The following is a 13,168-nucleotide window of genomic DNA, read 5'->3' on the forward strand; positions in this document are numbered from 1 at the left end:
GCATCCCCATGGCAACGCTTGAGATCCACGACCTGCACGTCTCCGTCGAGGGCGAGTCCGGCCCGAGAGAGATCCTGCGCGGGGTCGACCTGACCGTGAAGCAGGGCGAGACGCACGCCATCATGGGCCCCAACGGCTCCGGCAAGTCGACCCTGGCCTACTCCCTGGCCGGCCACCCCAAGTACACGGTGACCGGCGGCAGCGTGACCCTGGACGGCGAGGACGTCCTGGCGATGAGCGTCGACGAGCGGGCCAGGGCCGGGCTCTTCCTCGCCATGCAGTACCCGGTCGAGGTCCCCGGCGTCTCCGTCTCCAACTTCCTGCGCACCTCGGCCACCGCCGTCCGCGGCGAGGCACCCAGGCTGCGGACCTGGGTGAAGGAGGTCAAGGAGGCGATGGAGCGCCTGGAGATGGACCCCGCCTTCGCCGAGCGCAACGTCAACGAGGGCTTCTCCGGCGGCGAGAAGAAGCGCCACGAGATCCTTCAGCTCGAACTGCTGAAGCCGAAGGTCGCCATCCTCGACGAGACCGACTCCGGCCTGGACATCGACGCGCTGCGCATCGTCTCCGAGGGCGTCAACCGGGTCCGCGAGACGGGTGAGGTGGGCACCCTGCTGATCACCCACTACACGCGCATCCTGCGCTACATCACGCCGGACCACGTGCACGTCTTCGCCGCCGGCCGGGTCGTCGAGTCGGGCGGCCCCGAGCTGGCCGACAAGCTCGAGTCCGAGGGCTACGAGCAGTACACCAAGGGAGGGGCGTCATGAGCGGGGAGGTACTGCCGGGCGAGGCGCCCGCGGTACTGCCGGGACTGCTCGACACCGAGGCGATCCGCAAGGACTTCCCGATCCTGGACCGCACCGTCCACGACGGCAGGAAGCTGATCTACCTGGACAGCGCCGCCAGCTCGCAGAAGCCGCGGCAGGTGCTCGACACCCTGCAGAGCTACTACGAGCGCCACCACGCCAACGTGCACCGCGGCGTGCACGTGCTGGCCGAGGAGGCGACGGCGCTGTACGAGGCGGCCCGGGACAAGGTCGCCGCGTTCGTCAACGCGCCCAGCCGCGACGAGGTGGTCTTCACCAAGAACGCCTCCGAGTCGCTCAACCTGGTGGCCAACATGCTCGGCTGGGCCGACGAGCCCTACCGGGTGGACGCCTCGACCGAGATCGTCATCACGGAGATGGAGCACCACTCCAACATCGTGCCCTGGCAGCTGCTGGCGCAGCGCACCGGCGCGACGCTGAAGTGGTTCGGCCTCACCGACGACGGCAGGCTCGACCTGTCGGACATCGAGCAGGTCATCACCGAGCACACCAAGGTCGTCTCCTTCGTGCTGGTCTCCAACGTCCTGGGCACGGTCAACCCGGTGGAGGCCATCGTCAGGCGCGCCCAGGAGGTCGGCGCCCTGGTGGTGATCGACGCCTCGCAGGCCGCCCCGCACATGCCGCTGGACGTGCAGGCCCTCCAGGCCGACTTCGTGGCCTTCACCGGCCACAAGATGTGCGGCCCCACCGGCATCGGGGTGCTGTGGGGGCGCCAGGAGCTGCTGGAGGACCTGCCGCCCTTCCTCGGCGGCGGGGAGATGATCGAGACGGTCACCATGCACTCCTCCACCTACGCCCCCGCGCCGCACAAGTTCGAGGCCGGGACGCCGCCGATCGCGCAGGCGGTCGGGCTCGGCGCCGCCGTGGACTACCTCTCCGGCATCGGCATGGACCGGATCGCCGCCCACGAGCACGCGATCACCGAGTACGCGCTGCGGCGGCTGTCCGCGGTGCCCGACCTGCGCATCGTCGGCCCGGTCTCCGCGGCCGACCGGGGCGCGACGCTCTCGTTCACGCTCGGCGACATCCATCCGCACGACGTGGGCCAGGTGCTCGACGAGCAGGGCATCGCGGTCCGGGTGGGCCACCACTGCGCCCGTCCGGTGTGCCTGAGGTACGGAATTCCGGCGACCACGCGGGCGTCGTTCTATCTGTACTCCACCCCGGCCGAGGTGGACGCCCTCGCCGAGGGGCTGGAGTACGTCCGTGGCTTCTTCGCATGAGGATGGGCTGAGCACGTGCAGCTGGAATCGATGTACCAGGACGTGATCCTGGACCACTACAAGCACCCCCACGGGCGCGGCCTGCGCTCGGGCGACGCCGAGGTGCACCACGTCAATCCGACCTGCGGCGACGAGATCACCCTGCGCGTGCGCTACGAGGGCGGCACCGTCGCCGACGTCTCCTACGAGGGGCAGGGCTGCTCCATCAGCCAGGCCAGCGCCTCGGTGCTGAACGAGCTGCTGGTCGGCAAGGACCTCGGGGAGGCCCTCGGCATCCAGGCCACCTTCCTCGAACTCATGCAGTCCAAGGGGCGGATCACCCCGGACGAGCAGATGGAGGAGGTGCTGGAGGACGCGGTCGCGTTCGCCGGCGTCTCGAAGTACCCGGCGCGCGTCAAGTGCGCGCTGCTGAGCTGGATGGCGTGGAAGGACGCCACCGCGAAGGCGCTGGGCGAGGCCGCGTGGGAGGCCGCGGGGCAGGAGAGGAGGACGGCGTGAGCGAGACCGCCACCGCACCCACCGGGCCGGGCAGCCCGGTGAGCGAGGAGGAGATCCGGGACGCCATGATGGACGTCGTGGACCCCGAGCTCGGGATCGACGTGGTGAACCTCGGGCTGATCTACGGGATTCACATCGACGAGGACAACGTCGCCACCCTGGACATGACCCTCACCTCCGCGGCCTGCCCGCTGACGGATGTGATCGAGGACCAGGCGAGGTCCGCCACCGAGGGCCTGGTCAGCGATCTGCGGATCAACTGGGTGTGGATGCCGCCCTGGGGCCCTGACAAGATCACCGACGACGGCCGCGAGCAGCTGCGGGCCCTCGGCTTCAACGTCTGAGCGGCCGGGCCCCGCTCCTTTCGCCCCCGTTCCCGGCGCCCCCGTCCCGGCCCGCCCGGGCGGGGGCGCCGCGGTTCAGGCGCCGGTTCAGGCGCGGTCGACGAGCTGGCCCGCCCCCTTGGCCCGGGCGCAGTGCCCGGAGCAGAAGAAGTGGCCCTCCTCCGTCTCCAGGCCGTGGCCGATGATGCGGCACCCGCAGTTCTCGCAGATCGGGGCCATGCGCTGGACGGCGCACTCGAAACTGTCGAAGACGTGCACGTCGCCCGCGGCGCGCACCTCGAAGGCCATCCGGTAGTCGTTGCCGCAGGTCTCACACACGGCCATCGTCGCCTCACTCCCTCGGGATTCCGATCGGTTTGCCGGGTCGGCACGTCACCGCGCCCGGAAGGCTCCGCGAGACTCCGGGAGGCCCGGAAACGGCCGGAAAGCGCCGGTGAAAATCCCACAAGCTGCCCGGCTGGTGACGCGGCAAGGATCGCCGTGCGGGCCGCCGCCGCCCCGGCGGCGCGCGCGATGCTCACTCCACCGGCGGGGCACCGGGACGGGGCCGGGTGCCGCCCCGGGGGCGGCGACCGGTTAGCGTTTCCGGCATGACCGACGCTGCATCCCGGGGCCCCGCGCCCCACACCGGCGCCGTCGCCGCCGGCCTGGCCACCCTCGCCGACGACGGCACCGTGCTCGACACCTGGTTCCCCGCCCCCCGGCTCGCCGCCGAGCCCGGCCCCTCGGGCACCGAGCGGCTGAGCCCGGAGCGCGCCGCGGAACTGCTCGGCGACGCCGCCCCGCGCGCCGCCCGGCGCGACCCGCGGCGCGGCGTCGAGGTGGTCGCGGTGCGCACGGTCGTCTCCGACCTGGCGGAGAAGCCGGTGGACGCGCACGACGTCTACCTGCGCCTCCACCTGCTCAGCCACCGCCTGGTGCGCCCCCACGGGCTCAGCCTTGAGGGGCAGTTCGGGCTGCTGGCCACCGTGGCCTGGACGAACATCGGCCCGGTGCCGGCCGACCGGGTCGAGGAGACCCGGCTCGCGGTCAGGGCCGAGGGCGGGCAGCTGAACGTCACCAGCGTGGACAAGTTCCCCCGGATGACCGACTACGTGCTGCCGAGCGGCGTGCGGATCGGCGACGCCGACCGGGTCAGGCTCGGCGCCCACCTGGCCAGTGGCACCACGGTGATGCACGAGGGCTTCGTCAACTTCAACGCCGGGACCCTGGGCACCTCCATGGTCGAGGGCCGCATCAGCGCCGGGGTGGTCGTCGGCGACGGCTCCGACATCGGCGGCGGCGCCTCGATCATGGGCACCCTCTCCGGGGGCGGCAGGCAGGTCGTCTCGATCGGCGAGCGCTGCCTGCTCGGCGCCGAGGCGGGCCTCGGGATCTCGCTGGGCGACGACTGCGTCGTGGAGGCCGGGCTCTACGTCACCGCGGGAACCCGGGTGAGGCTGCCCGACGGCGGGGTGGTGAAGGCGCTGGAACTCTCCGGCGCGCACAACCTGCTCTTCCGCCGCAACTCCACCACGGGCGCGGTGGAGGCGCTGCAGCGCACCGGCACCTGGGGCGGGCTCAACGCCGCCCTGCACAGCCACAACTGACCGCTTCCCGGCCGCCCGAGGCCGGCACCGCCCGGCGGCCCGGCGCGTTCCCGCACCGCCCGGCGGCCCGGCGCGGCCCGGCTTTCCCGCGGGCGCCGGGCCGCGGGCGCCGGGCCGCGCCGCTCAGGAGCCTGCGCCCGTGGGCGCCGGCTCGGGCGCCCCGAGCACCGCCCGCAGCGTGTCCGCGAGCCGGGCCGTCAGCTCCTCGCCCGCCGGAAGCAGGGGGCCGCGCACCGGCCCGCCCGGCAGCCCCGCCACCCGGAACAGCGCCTTCACCGCGACCGTCGCGGGCACCTCCCCGAACACCGCCTCCGCCAGCGGCAGCAGCGCCCGGTGGCGGCGGGCCGCGGTCTGCACGTCGCCCGCGGCGAAGGCGTCGAGCACGGCCCGGACGCGCGGCCCGGCCACGTTCGCCAGGGTGCTCACCACGCCGGTGGCGCCCAGGGCGAGCAGCGGCAGGTTGAGCTCCTCGCTGCCCGAGTAGTACGCCAGGCCGGTCTCCTCCAGGGCCCGGCCCGACTTCAGCAGGTCGAACGCGCAGTCCTTCACGGCGACGATCCGCGGGTGCCCGGCCAGCCGCCGCAGCGCGTCCAGGCCGAGCGCCGTGCCCTCCCCGGTGCGCGCCGGGATGTCGTACAGCATCACCGGCAGGTCGGCGCCGTCCGCGATGGCGCGCAGGTGGGCCACGATCGCCTCCTGCCCCGGCCGCGAGTAGTAGGGGGTGACCGCGAGCACGCCGTGCGCCCCGTCCGCCGCGGCCTGCCGGGCCAGGGCCACGGAGTGGCGGGTGTCGGCGGTGCCCACGCCGGTGAGCACGGTGGCCCGGTCGCCCACCGCCTCGACCACGGCCCGCACCACCGCCGACTTCTCGGCGTCCGACGTGGTGGGGGCCTCGCCCGTGGTGGCGTTGAGGACGAGGGCGTCGCAGCCGCCGCGATCCACCAGGTGCGCGGCGAGCCGCTGGGCGCCCGGCAGGTCCAGGCCGCCCTCCTCGGTGAACGGGGTGATCATCGCGGCCGCGCAGCGGCCGAAGGGAGCGGTGTGCATGGCCCAGAGTCTCCGGGTCGGCGGCCCCGCGGTCCACTCAATACCCCCCCGTACCCCCGTCCCCCTTGTGCCCCTCCCGCCGCCCCTCCGGCAGCGGCTCGTTGCCGGCGCCGGGCGGGGCGCGCCCGCGCCGGGGCCCGCGGCCCGCGGGACCCGCGGGCGCCCGCGCCCCCTGGCCCCCGGGGGGACTCCCGGGACGCACGGGAAACCGGGGCACACCGGGCCGGCCGCGCTCCCGCCCCCTCGGTCAAGGCCGGGCAAAATGTGGCGAACCAGCGGTGCGCCCCCGCCTCCTGTGCCGCACGCGTGCGGGAACCGCAGAGGCCCGCTGACGGCTCGTCACGATCGAGCGCTCCACTCATCTAGGCTGGGCTTTGCCCTAGTGGTTCCGATGAGGAGCGATTGTGAACTCCCGTGATCAGAGTCCCGTCATGCCGCCGGTCAGGCTGCCCTCCGAGGCCGAGCTGGCTCGGGACGCCCTCGCCGCTCCGCTGCTGCACCGGGCCGTGCGCCTGGCGCGCTGGGCGGCGCACGGCGTTCCGGTGGGAGCGGGCGGCGAACTCCTCGCCGACGAGCTGAAGTCCGCGGTCGCCGTGCTGGCCATCGAGGCCGAGGAGGACGCCGCGGCCCTGGCCGCCGACGCCTGGAACTTCGCCGTGGACACCGGCCTGGTCGAGGTCGAGGAGGCGGAGGACGCCGTGGCCCTGGCCGCCGAGGACGCCGTGATCGGCACCGCCACCGGGGGCGCCGAGCTGACGAGGATCACCGAGGGCACCCCGGCGGACGTGCTCGACATCTGGGCGGCGGGCGTGGAGGCGGTGCTCGCCGACGCCTCGGCCCCGATGCTCGAAGACCTCGTCGAGGGCCTCGGCGCGCGGGAGGGAGCCTTCGGCGACGACGGCGAGCCGGACCAGGACACCATCGACCTCGACGCCCTGGACTGGGACCCGGAAGAGGAGGCCGACTACCTCGACGCGGCGCTCGGCAGCCTCTACCTGTTCGCCGTCACCGACGACGCGGGCCAGGCCGCCACGCCGGTGCCGCTGCCGATGGTCGCCGCGGCCTCCGTCATTCCCGAGGACATGGACGAGCTCTCGGAGGCGGCCCTGGACGACCTCTCGGCGACCGTGCTGAAACTCAACGGCCAGTTCCGTGCCCTGGCCGGGACCGGCCTGCTGGAGTACCGGCCGGTCGACGAGTCCGTGCTCCTGGCCGAGGAGGGCGAGGAGCAGCGCCGCGCCCTCCCCGAGGCCGAGGAGGAGGAAGACCTCGGCCGCTACGGGCAGGCGCGGCTGACGCCCCTCGGGCTCTACGGCGTGCGCCGCCGCATGATCGAGGCGGGCCTCGCCGCCCCGGTCGTCGGCGAGCTGGCGGGCCAGGACGCCCGCGCCCTGCTCGGGGCGCTGCCCTACCTCCCGGAGGCCGCGGCGCACGAGGAGGCGGAGCTGTGGCTGGCCGAACGTGAACCCCTCGATGCCGCCCGGGAGTTGCTCGATGCCGCCCGGGGCGGCGACCCGGCGGCCCCCGGCCGGCGCCTGGGCTGCCAGCTGGTGCTCGCGCTGCTCGACGAGCGGGCCGACGGCGCGCTGCGCGAGGTGCTGCACGACGCCGAACTCGGCGGCCTGGCCCGGGTCTGGCTCGTGGAGCGCGGGGTGGTGGACGTGCCGCCGCCCTCGGACGACATGGTCTTCTGGCTGACCATCGACACCCTCGCCGCCCAGCTCGCCACCGCGAACGGCGGCCGGGAGAACGCGGAGGAGCTGCGCGAGCTGGTGACCAACCTGGCCGCGCAGCACAGCGGCTTCTTCGAACGCGCCTGGCGGACCGACCACCCCGCGACGGCCGAGGTGCTGGACGCGGTGGGCCGCCTGCACCCGGACAAGCAACTCGCCAAGCAGGCCAGGAAGGCGGCGTTCAAGTCGCGTTCGCGGGACTAGGCCGTACCGCAGGGGACCCGGCCGGATCGGGCGGGACTGGGCGAGACCCCGGCCGTGCCCCCGGCCGGGGCCGGCCGCCCCGGCGTGCGGGAGGGTGGTGAGGGGCGCGGGAGGGCGGCGCCCGCGCCGGGCGCGGGGGAGCGGGGGTCACCGGTCCCCCTCCGGGGCCGGCCACGCGGTGTGGCAGAAGTGCGAGCAGGGGTCGAAGGCGATCCCGTGCTGCGGTTCGGGCGGATGCGCCTCGGCCTGCCGGCAGTCGGCACAGCGGTGCTCGGCGCACTGGGGGGAGACGTAGCGGCCCGCGGCCGAGGCGGGCCCCGGGTGCTGCGGCGTCGTCATGGAGGGCTCCTGTGCTGCTTCCCGGGCGAATGATCCCAGCCTGCCCCGGAAACCCCCCGGGGACCTTGCCGCCTTGGCATTGCCAAGGCGGCAGAACGGGTTGACGCGCGGTGACCGTGGTGTTACACACCGCTCCAGCGGGCGAACTCCCGCAGCGCCTCGGCCGGGCCTCCGGGCCGCGCCCGCAGCAAGGTGCCCACCGTCTCGTGCACATGGGGGTGGTACCTGGTCAGCTGCGGCGCCGTCCGGCGCGCCTCCCGCAGCGAGGCGAGCGCCTCCTCGGGGCGGGCCGTCCACGCCTCGGCGCGCGCTCGCCGGATCATGAAGTGTGCCGCCAGGGTGGGCGGGCAGCCCTCGGGCAGCCGCATCCCCGAGGCGCGCCGCAGCGCGGCCCCGTGGTCGTCGCGCTCGTTGTCCACGCCCATCTGCGCCAGCGCCACCCCGAACGGGCCGAACATCAGGCTGTAGTGGTAGACGTCGCCCACCTGGGCCGCCAGCTCCCTGGCCTGCCCCAGCCAGTCCTCGGCCCCGCTCTCGTTCCCCTCCTGCAGGGCGAGTTGCGCGGCCCGCAGGTACAGCGCCCCACGGACCGCGCGGGTCTGTGCCGTCCCGTCGTCGTCGAGGTCGCGCAGGGCCACCCGCATCAGCGCCACGCCGCGATCGGCCCGGGACGCCTGGCTGTGCGTCATGGAGGAGCGTTCCATGCGCTCGATGGCCACCTGCGCCGGGTCGCCGCTGTGCGGGGCCGCCATGGCCATGCGCGACAGGGCCAGCCGGGCGAGGTCGATGAAGCCGAGACGGTACGCCACGATGGCGGCCGTCCGCGCCAACTCGGCCTGCAGCGCGTGCGCCTGCTCGCGGTGCTCGCCGGGGGAGGCGTGCGCCTGGGCGAGGGCCGACGCCTCGACGATGAGCGGCGGCAGCGCCTCGGCGATCTCGGCGAAGTGGGTGCGCAGCCGCAGCCGCACGATCCGCTCCACCTCGGCGCGCAGCGCGCCGAGCGGGCGCGGCGGGACGTCCTCGGGCGGGATGTCCCAGCTGCCGAGGGCGCTGCTGATCGGCGTGAGGAGCGCGTCGAGCCGGTCCTGCTGGAGCATGTGGATGTAGGGCAGTCCGTGGAGCACGGAGACGGTCACGCCGAGGGCCCTGGCGATGTTCGCCTCGACGGTGGAGCTGACGGACCTGGCGCCGCTCTCGATGCGGGACAGCTGACTCGTGGACACGTGGGCGCGGCGCCCGAGTTCGGTGAGGGAGAACCCCCTGATCGTCCGGAACTCCTTGACGCGCGCGCCGATTCCCCCGGTGGGCGTGCGGGCCTGGTCGGCCATGCCGGCTCCCTGCTGTGACGGGCCTCGAAACAGCAGGACCGTACTCTCCGGCCGTGCCGGGCCGGGCCGAAAGGGCGCGCCGTCACACGGGCGAGTGGGTTCCCCGGCCGCGCCGCATGGCCGCGCGGGAGGCGAGCGGCGCGCCGAGCCGGTCGGGCGGCGCGCTCCGGCTGCCCCCGGCGCCGTCGAGTTCGCGGGCGACGGCCGGCCCGGGCGGTGGCGGCCGGCGCCGTGGCCCGAGCCTCGCCCGCGCCCCCGCCTCGCGCCCGCGCACCCCGCGCCCGCGCACCCCGGCCGGCGGGGCGCGGGCGCCGTCTTGTGTCCCGTTCCCGGCCCACCGGGACAGATTGTGCAAGCGCTTGCATCTTTTTTGTCAGAAGCGTTGACGGCCGCCCGCGGGCAGTCCTACCGTCATCGGGCCGCCGCATCGTACGCCATATGTCATATACGAGATACGAGGCGCTCGCATGCGAAACCTGCACCACAAGCCGGACGACGAAGGCCCCGCCGCATGAACCCTCCGCTACCAGGCCCCGCGCCGGTGCCCATCCCGTCCAGGACGCAGTTCGTCCTGGAGCACCTGACGCGCGCCATCCTCACCGGCGGACTCGCCCCCGGCTCCGCACTCGTCGAGACCGAACTCGCCGCGCGCTTCGGCGTTTCCAAGACCCCCGTCAGGGAGGCGCTGAAGACGCTCGCGGGCCGCGGGCTCGTCGAGATGAGCGAGTACAAGGGCGCGACGGTGCGGACCGTCGACGCGGCCATGGCCCGCTCCGTCTACGACGTGCGGCTGCTGCTCGAACCCGAGGCGGTGCGCCGCACCGTCGCCGCCCAGGGCTCGCTCGCCGCGGCCCACGCGGCGCTCGAACGCGCCGACGCCGCGGCCGACACGGCCGAACGCTCGCTGGCCAACCGGGACTTCCACCGCGCGCTCTACCTGCCCTGCGGCAATCCGCTGCTGGCCAGGATGCTCGACGAGCTGCGCGACCAGGCGGCCCTGGTCTCCTCGGTGGCCTGGCAGGCCACCCCGACCTGGGAGCGGGAGGCGGCCGAGCACCGCGCGATCCTCGCCCGCGCGGAGGAGGGCGACCCGCAGGGGACCGCCGAGCTGCTCCGCGCCCACATCGAGGGCTTCATGGCCCGCTCGTTCCCCGAGCAGCTGCCCGCGGCGGAGCAGGCACCGCTCACCCCCCACGCACGACAGGAGCTGGCATGACCGACTTCGTGGCCCAGCGCGCGGCGCTCGCCGACGTGGTGGCGATCCCCGTCACCCCGTTCGACGCGGAGGACCGCATCGACGCCGGCGCCTACCGGGCGCTCCTGCGCCGGCTGCTGACCGCCGGGGTGCGCGCCCTCACGCCCAACGGCAACACCAGCGAGTTCTACTCCCTCACCCCCGCCGAGCGGCGGGCCGAGGTGGCGCTGACCGTCGAGGCGGTGGCCGAGTCCGGCGTGGAGGCGCAGATCCTCGCCGGCGTCGGGCAGGAGGTGCCCGCGGCGGTCGCCGCCGCCCGGGAGGCCGCCGAGGCCGGCGCCCACATGGTGATGGTGCACCAGCCCGTCCACCCCTACGTGTCGCAGGAGGGCTGGCTCGCCTACCACCGGGCCATCGCGGAGGCCGTGCCGGAACTCGGCGTCGTCCCGTACCTGCGCAACCCGGCGATCGAGGGCGGCACCCTGGCCAGGCTCGGCGCGGCCTGCCCGAACGTGATCGGCGTGAAGTACGCCGTGCCCGACCCGGTGCGGTTCGCCACCGTCTCCCGGGACGCGGGCCTCGACCGCTTCGTGTGGGTGGCCGGGCTCGCCGAGCTCTCGGCGCCCGCCTACTTCGCCTCGGGCGCCACCGGCTTCACCTCGGGGCTGGTGAACGTCGCCCCGCGGCTGACCCTCGCCATGCTCCGGGCGCTGCGCGCGGCCGACTACCCGGCGGCGATGCGGATCTGGGAGGAGATCAGGCCCTTCGAGGAGCTGCGCGCCGAGCGGCAGTCGGCCAACAACGTGACGGTCGTGAAGGAGGCCCTGGCCCACCTCGGGCTGTGCCGCCGCGACATCAGGCCGCCGAGCAGCCCGCTGCCCGAGGCGGAACGCGGCGCCGTGGCCGCGCTCGTCGGCAGGTGGCGCGCGGCCGGGAGCACCTCCGAGGCGCCCGGGACGGAGGTGCGGCGATGAGCGGGCAAGGCCGTGAGCAGGGACGTGAGCAAGGACGTGAGCAAGGACGTGAGCGGAACACCGTGAAGGACCCTGTGCAGGACGCCGGGAAGGACGCCGGGAAGGACACCCCGCGGAACGCCGCGGACGGCAGGCGGCTGCGCAGCCACCAGTGGTACGGCAGCGAGGGGGTGCGCTCCTTCAGCCACCGGGCCCGTACCCGGCAGCTCGGCTACCTGCCCGAGGAGCACCTCGGCAAGCCGGTCATCGCCATCCTGAACACCTGGTCGGACATCAACCCCTGCCACCAGCACCTGCGGGAGCGGGCCGAGGCGGTCAAACGCGGGGTGTGGCAGGCGGGCGGCTTCCCGCTGGAGTTCCCGGTCGCCACGCTCTCGGAGACCTTCCAGAAGCCGACCCCGATGCTGTACCGGAACCTGCTGTCGATGGAGACCGAGGAGGTGCTGCGCAGCTACCCGGTGGACGGCGCGGTGCTGATGGGAGGCTGCGACAAGACCACGCCGGCGCTGCTGATGGGCGCGGCCAGCGCCGACCTGCCCGCCGTCTTCGTGCCCGCGGGGCCGATGCTGCGCGGGCACTGGCGTGGCGAGACGCTCGGCTCAGGCACCGACATGTGGAAGTACTGGGACCAGAAGCGGGCCGGGCGGATCGGCGACCGCGAACTCGCCGAACTGGAGTGCGGGCTGGCGCGTTCCGCGGGCACCTGCATGACGATGGGCACCGCCTCCACGATGACCTCGGCCGCCGAGGCCCTCGGGGTGACGATGCCGGGGGCCGCGGCCATCCCCGCGGTGGACTCCGCGCACAGCCGGATGGCCGCCGCCGCGGGGCGGCGCGTGGTCGAGCTGGTGCACGCGGACGCCCGCATCTCCCGCTTCCTCACCCGCGAGGCGTACGAGGACGCCATCGCCACCGTGCTGGCGCTCGGCGGCTCGACCAACGCCGTCATCCACCTGATCGCGATGGCCGGGCGCTCCCGGGTGCCGCTCGGCCTGGACGACTTCGACCGCCTGGCGCGCACGGTGCCGGTGCTGGCCGACGTGCGTCCCGGCGGCCGTTACCTGATGGAGGACTTCTACTACGCCGGCGGGCTGCCCGGGCTGCTGGCCAGGCTCGGCGAGGCCGGCCACCTGCACCTGGAGCGGCCGACCGTCGCCCACGACACGCTGCGCGAGCAGCTCGCCGGGGCGCTGGTCCACGACGAGGAGGTGATCAGGCCGCTGGACAAGCCGGTGGCCGGGCAGGGCGGACTGGCCGTGCTGCGCGGCAACCTCGCCCCGGACGGCGCGGTGATCAAGCACATCTCGGCCGAGCCGCGGCTGCTCACGCACACGGGTCCCGCCGTCGTCTTCGACGACTACCGCACGATGCAGGCCACCATCAACGACCCCGCGCTCGGCGTCACCGCCGACAGCGTGCTGGTGCTGCGCGGCGCCGGGCCGCTCGGCGGTCCTGGCATGCCCGAGTACGGGATGCTGCCGATCCCCGACTACCTGCTGAAGGAGGGGGTCACCGACATGGTGCGGCTCTCCGACGCCCGGATGAGCGGCACCAGTTACGGCGCCTGCGTGCTGCACATCGCGCCCGAGTCGCACGTCGGCGGCCCGCTGGCCCTGGTCCGCACCGGGGACCTGATCACCCTCGACGTCGAGGCACGCACCCTGCGCCTTGAGGTGGACGACGCCGAACTCGCCCGGCGCAGGGCCGAGTGGCAGGCGCCGCCGCCGCGGTACGGGCGCGGCTTCGGCGCCCTGTACCAGGAGCACATCACCCAGGCCGACACCGGCTGCGACTTCGCCTTCCTCTCCCGCGAGGGAGAAGTCCCCGAGCCCTACGCGGGCTGAACGCGCGCCCCTCCCCGGAG

13 protein-coding genes are annotated in these 13,168 nt (G+C 74.4%); 9 read left to right on the forward strand and 4 right to left on the reverse strand.

Going from position 1 to position 13,168, the window contains the following annotated elements; genetic code table 11:
• Positions 1 to 8: 8 nt before the first annotated feature.
• The 4 genes from sufC to D7294_RS13480 are packed head-to-tail and all read left to right on the forward strand — an operon-like array spanning position 9 to position 2,895.
• On the forward strand, positions 9 to 770 hold the full coding sequence (sufC, locus tag D7294_RS13465; protein ID WP_120679146.1) for a Fe-S cluster assembly ATPase SufC: 762 nt from the start codon (positions 9 to 11) through the stop codon (positions 768 to 770).
• Positions 767 to 2,053 (forward strand): cysteine desulfurase, encoded by a 1,287-nt coding sequence (locus D7294_RS13470; protein WP_120679148.1) that lies wholly within the window; start codon positions 767 to 769, stop codon positions 2,051 to 2,053. Before sufC ends, D7294_RS13470 begins: the two co-directional genes overlap by 4 nt.
• A gap of 15 nt (positions 2,054 to 2,068) precedes the next feature.
• Positions 2,069 to 2,551, forward strand: a complete 483-nt coding sequence (gene sufU, locus D7294_RS13475; RefSeq protein ID WP_120679150.1) for a Fe-S cluster assembly sulfur transfer protein SufU — start codon at positions 2,069 to 2,071, stop codon at positions 2,549 to 2,551.
• Positions 2,548 to 2,895, forward strand: a complete 348-nt coding sequence (locus tag D7294_RS13480; protein WP_277751086.1) for a metal-sulfur cluster assembly factor — start codon at positions 2,548 to 2,550, stop codon at positions 2,893 to 2,895. Before sufU ends, D7294_RS13480 begins: the two co-directional genes overlap by 4 nt.
• Before the next feature lie 87 nt (positions 2,896 to 2,982).
• On the opposite strand, the gene D7294_RS13485 is transcribed toward D7294_RS13480, so the two are convergent.
• Positions 2,983 to 3,219, reverse strand: a complete 237-nt coding sequence (locus D7294_RS13485; protein ID WP_120679153.1) for a hypothetical protein — start codon at positions 3,217 to 3,219, stop codon at positions 2,983 to 2,985.
• 266 nt (positions 3,220 to 3,485) lie between these two features.
• On the opposite strand from D7294_RS13485, the gene dapD reads away from it, so the two are divergent.
• Positions 3,486 to 4,484 (forward strand): 2,3,4,5-tetrahydropyridine-2,6-dicarboxylate N-succinyltransferase, encoded by a 999-nt coding sequence (gene dapD / locus D7294_RS13490; protein WP_120679155.1) that lies wholly within the window; start codon positions 3,486 to 3,488, stop codon positions 4,482 to 4,484.
• Positions 4,485 to 4,607: 123 nt separating this feature from the next.
• Here the strand turns inward: dapD and dapA are convergent, their stop codons facing one another.
• Positions 4,608 to 5,531, reverse strand: a complete 924-nt coding sequence (gene dapA / locus D7294_RS13495; RefSeq protein WP_120679157.1) for a 4-hydroxy-tetrahydrodipicolinate synthase — start codon at positions 5,529 to 5,531, stop codon at positions 4,608 to 4,610.
• Positions 5,532 to 5,962: 431 nt separating this feature from the next.
• Between dapA and D7294_RS13500 the strand changes: the two genes are divergently transcribed.
• Positions 5,963 to 7,468: a hypothetical protein gene (locus D7294_RS13500; RefSeq protein ID WP_120679159.1), complete on the forward strand. Its 1,506-nt coding sequence runs from the start codon at positions 5,963 to 5,965 to the stop codon at positions 7,466 to 7,468.
• Positions 7,469 to 7,615: 147 nt separating this feature from the next.
• On the opposite strand, the gene D7294_RS13505 is transcribed toward D7294_RS13500, so the two are convergent.
• Positions 7,616 to 7,807, reverse strand: a complete 192-nt coding sequence (locus tag D7294_RS13505; RefSeq protein ID WP_120679161.1) for a hypothetical protein — start codon at positions 7,805 to 7,807, stop codon at positions 7,616 to 7,618.
• Between the two features lie 122 nt (positions 7,808 to 7,929).
• On the reverse strand, positions 7,930 to 9,135 hold the full coding sequence (locus D7294_RS13510) for a helix-turn-helix domain-containing protein (protein WP_120679163.1): 1,206 nt from the start codon (positions 9,133 to 9,135) through the stop codon (positions 7,930 to 7,932).
• Positions 9,136 to 9,646: 511 nt separating this feature from the next.
• Between D7294_RS13510 and D7294_RS13520 the strand changes: the two genes are divergently transcribed.
• The 3 genes from D7294_RS13520 to araD all read left to right on the forward strand — a co-directional run bounded on the left by D7294_RS13520 (position 9,647) and on the right by araD (position 13,148).
• Positions 9,647 to 10,351 carry a GntR family transcriptional regulator gene (locus D7294_RS13520; RefSeq protein WP_120679167.1) on the forward strand — a complete coding sequence of 235 codons (705 nt, stop codon included), beginning with the start codon at positions 9,647 to 9,649 and terminating at the stop codon, positions 10,349 to 10,351.
• Positions 10,348 to 11,304, forward strand: coding sequence for a dihydrodipicolinate synthase family protein (locus D7294_RS13525; RefSeq protein ID WP_120679169.1), 957 nt, complete (start codon positions 10,348 to 10,350; stop codon positions 11,302 to 11,304). The genes D7294_RS13520 and D7294_RS13525 overlap by 4 nt, the downstream gene beginning before the upstream one ends.
• Positions 11,305 to 11,378: 74 nt before the next feature.
• On the forward strand, positions 11,379 to 13,148 hold the full coding sequence (araD, locus tag D7294_RS13530) for an L-arabinonate dehydratase (RefSeq protein ID WP_422070694.1): 1,770 nt from the start codon (positions 11,379 to 11,381) through the stop codon (positions 13,146 to 13,148).
• Positions 13,149 to 13,168: the final 20 nt, after the last annotated feature.

This window comes from Streptomyces hoynatensis (assembly GCF_003626535.1).
GTDB classification, from domain to species: Bacteria; Actinomycetota; Actinomycetes; order Streptomycetales; family Streptomycetaceae; genus Streptomyces; species Streptomyces hoynatensis.

What these genes read in the sequence shown, in the direction of transcription:
- D7294_RS13485 (WP_120679153.1), bottom strand. Translation starts at nt 3,219, where the DNA reads ATGGCCGTGTGTGAGACCTGCGGCAACGACTACCGGATGGCCTTCGAG.
- D7294_RS13520 (WP_120679167.1), top strand. Translation starts at nt 9,647, where the DNA reads ATGAACCCTCCGCTACCAGGCCCCGCGCCGGTGCCCATCCCGTCCAGG.
- dapD (WP_120679155.1), top strand. Translation starts at nt 3,486, where the DNA reads ATGACCGACGCTGCATCCCGGGGCCCCGCGCCCCACACCGGCGCCGTC.
- D7294_RS13525 (WP_120679169.1), top strand. Translation starts at nt 10,348, where the DNA reads ATGACCGACTTCGTGGCCCAGCGCGCGGCGCTCGCCGACGTGGTGGCG.
- D7294_RS13505 (WP_120679161.1), bottom strand. Translation starts at nt 7,807, where the DNA reads ATGACGACGCCGCAGCACCCGGGGCCCGCCTCGGCCGCGGGCCGCTAC.
- D7294_RS13470 (WP_120679148.1), top strand. Translation starts at nt 767, where the DNA reads ATGAGCGGGGAGGTACTGCCGGGCGAGGCGCCCGCGGTACTGCCGGGA.
- D7294_RS13500 (WP_120679159.1), top strand. Translation starts at nt 5,963, where the DNA reads ATGCCGCCGGTCAGGCTGCCCTCCGAGGCCGAGCTGGCTCGGGACGCC.
- dapA (WP_120679157.1), bottom strand. Translation starts at nt 5,531, where the DNA reads ATGCACACCGCTCCCTTCGGCCGCTGCGCGGCCGCGATGATCACCCCG.
- sufC (WP_120679146.1), top strand. Translation starts at nt 9, where the DNA reads ATGGCAACGCTTGAGATCCACGACCTGCACGTCTCCGTCGAGGGCGAG.
- D7294_RS13510 (WP_120679163.1), bottom strand. Translation starts at nt 9,135, where the DNA reads ATGGCCGACCAGGCCCGCACGCCCACCGGGGGAATCGGCGCGCGCGTC.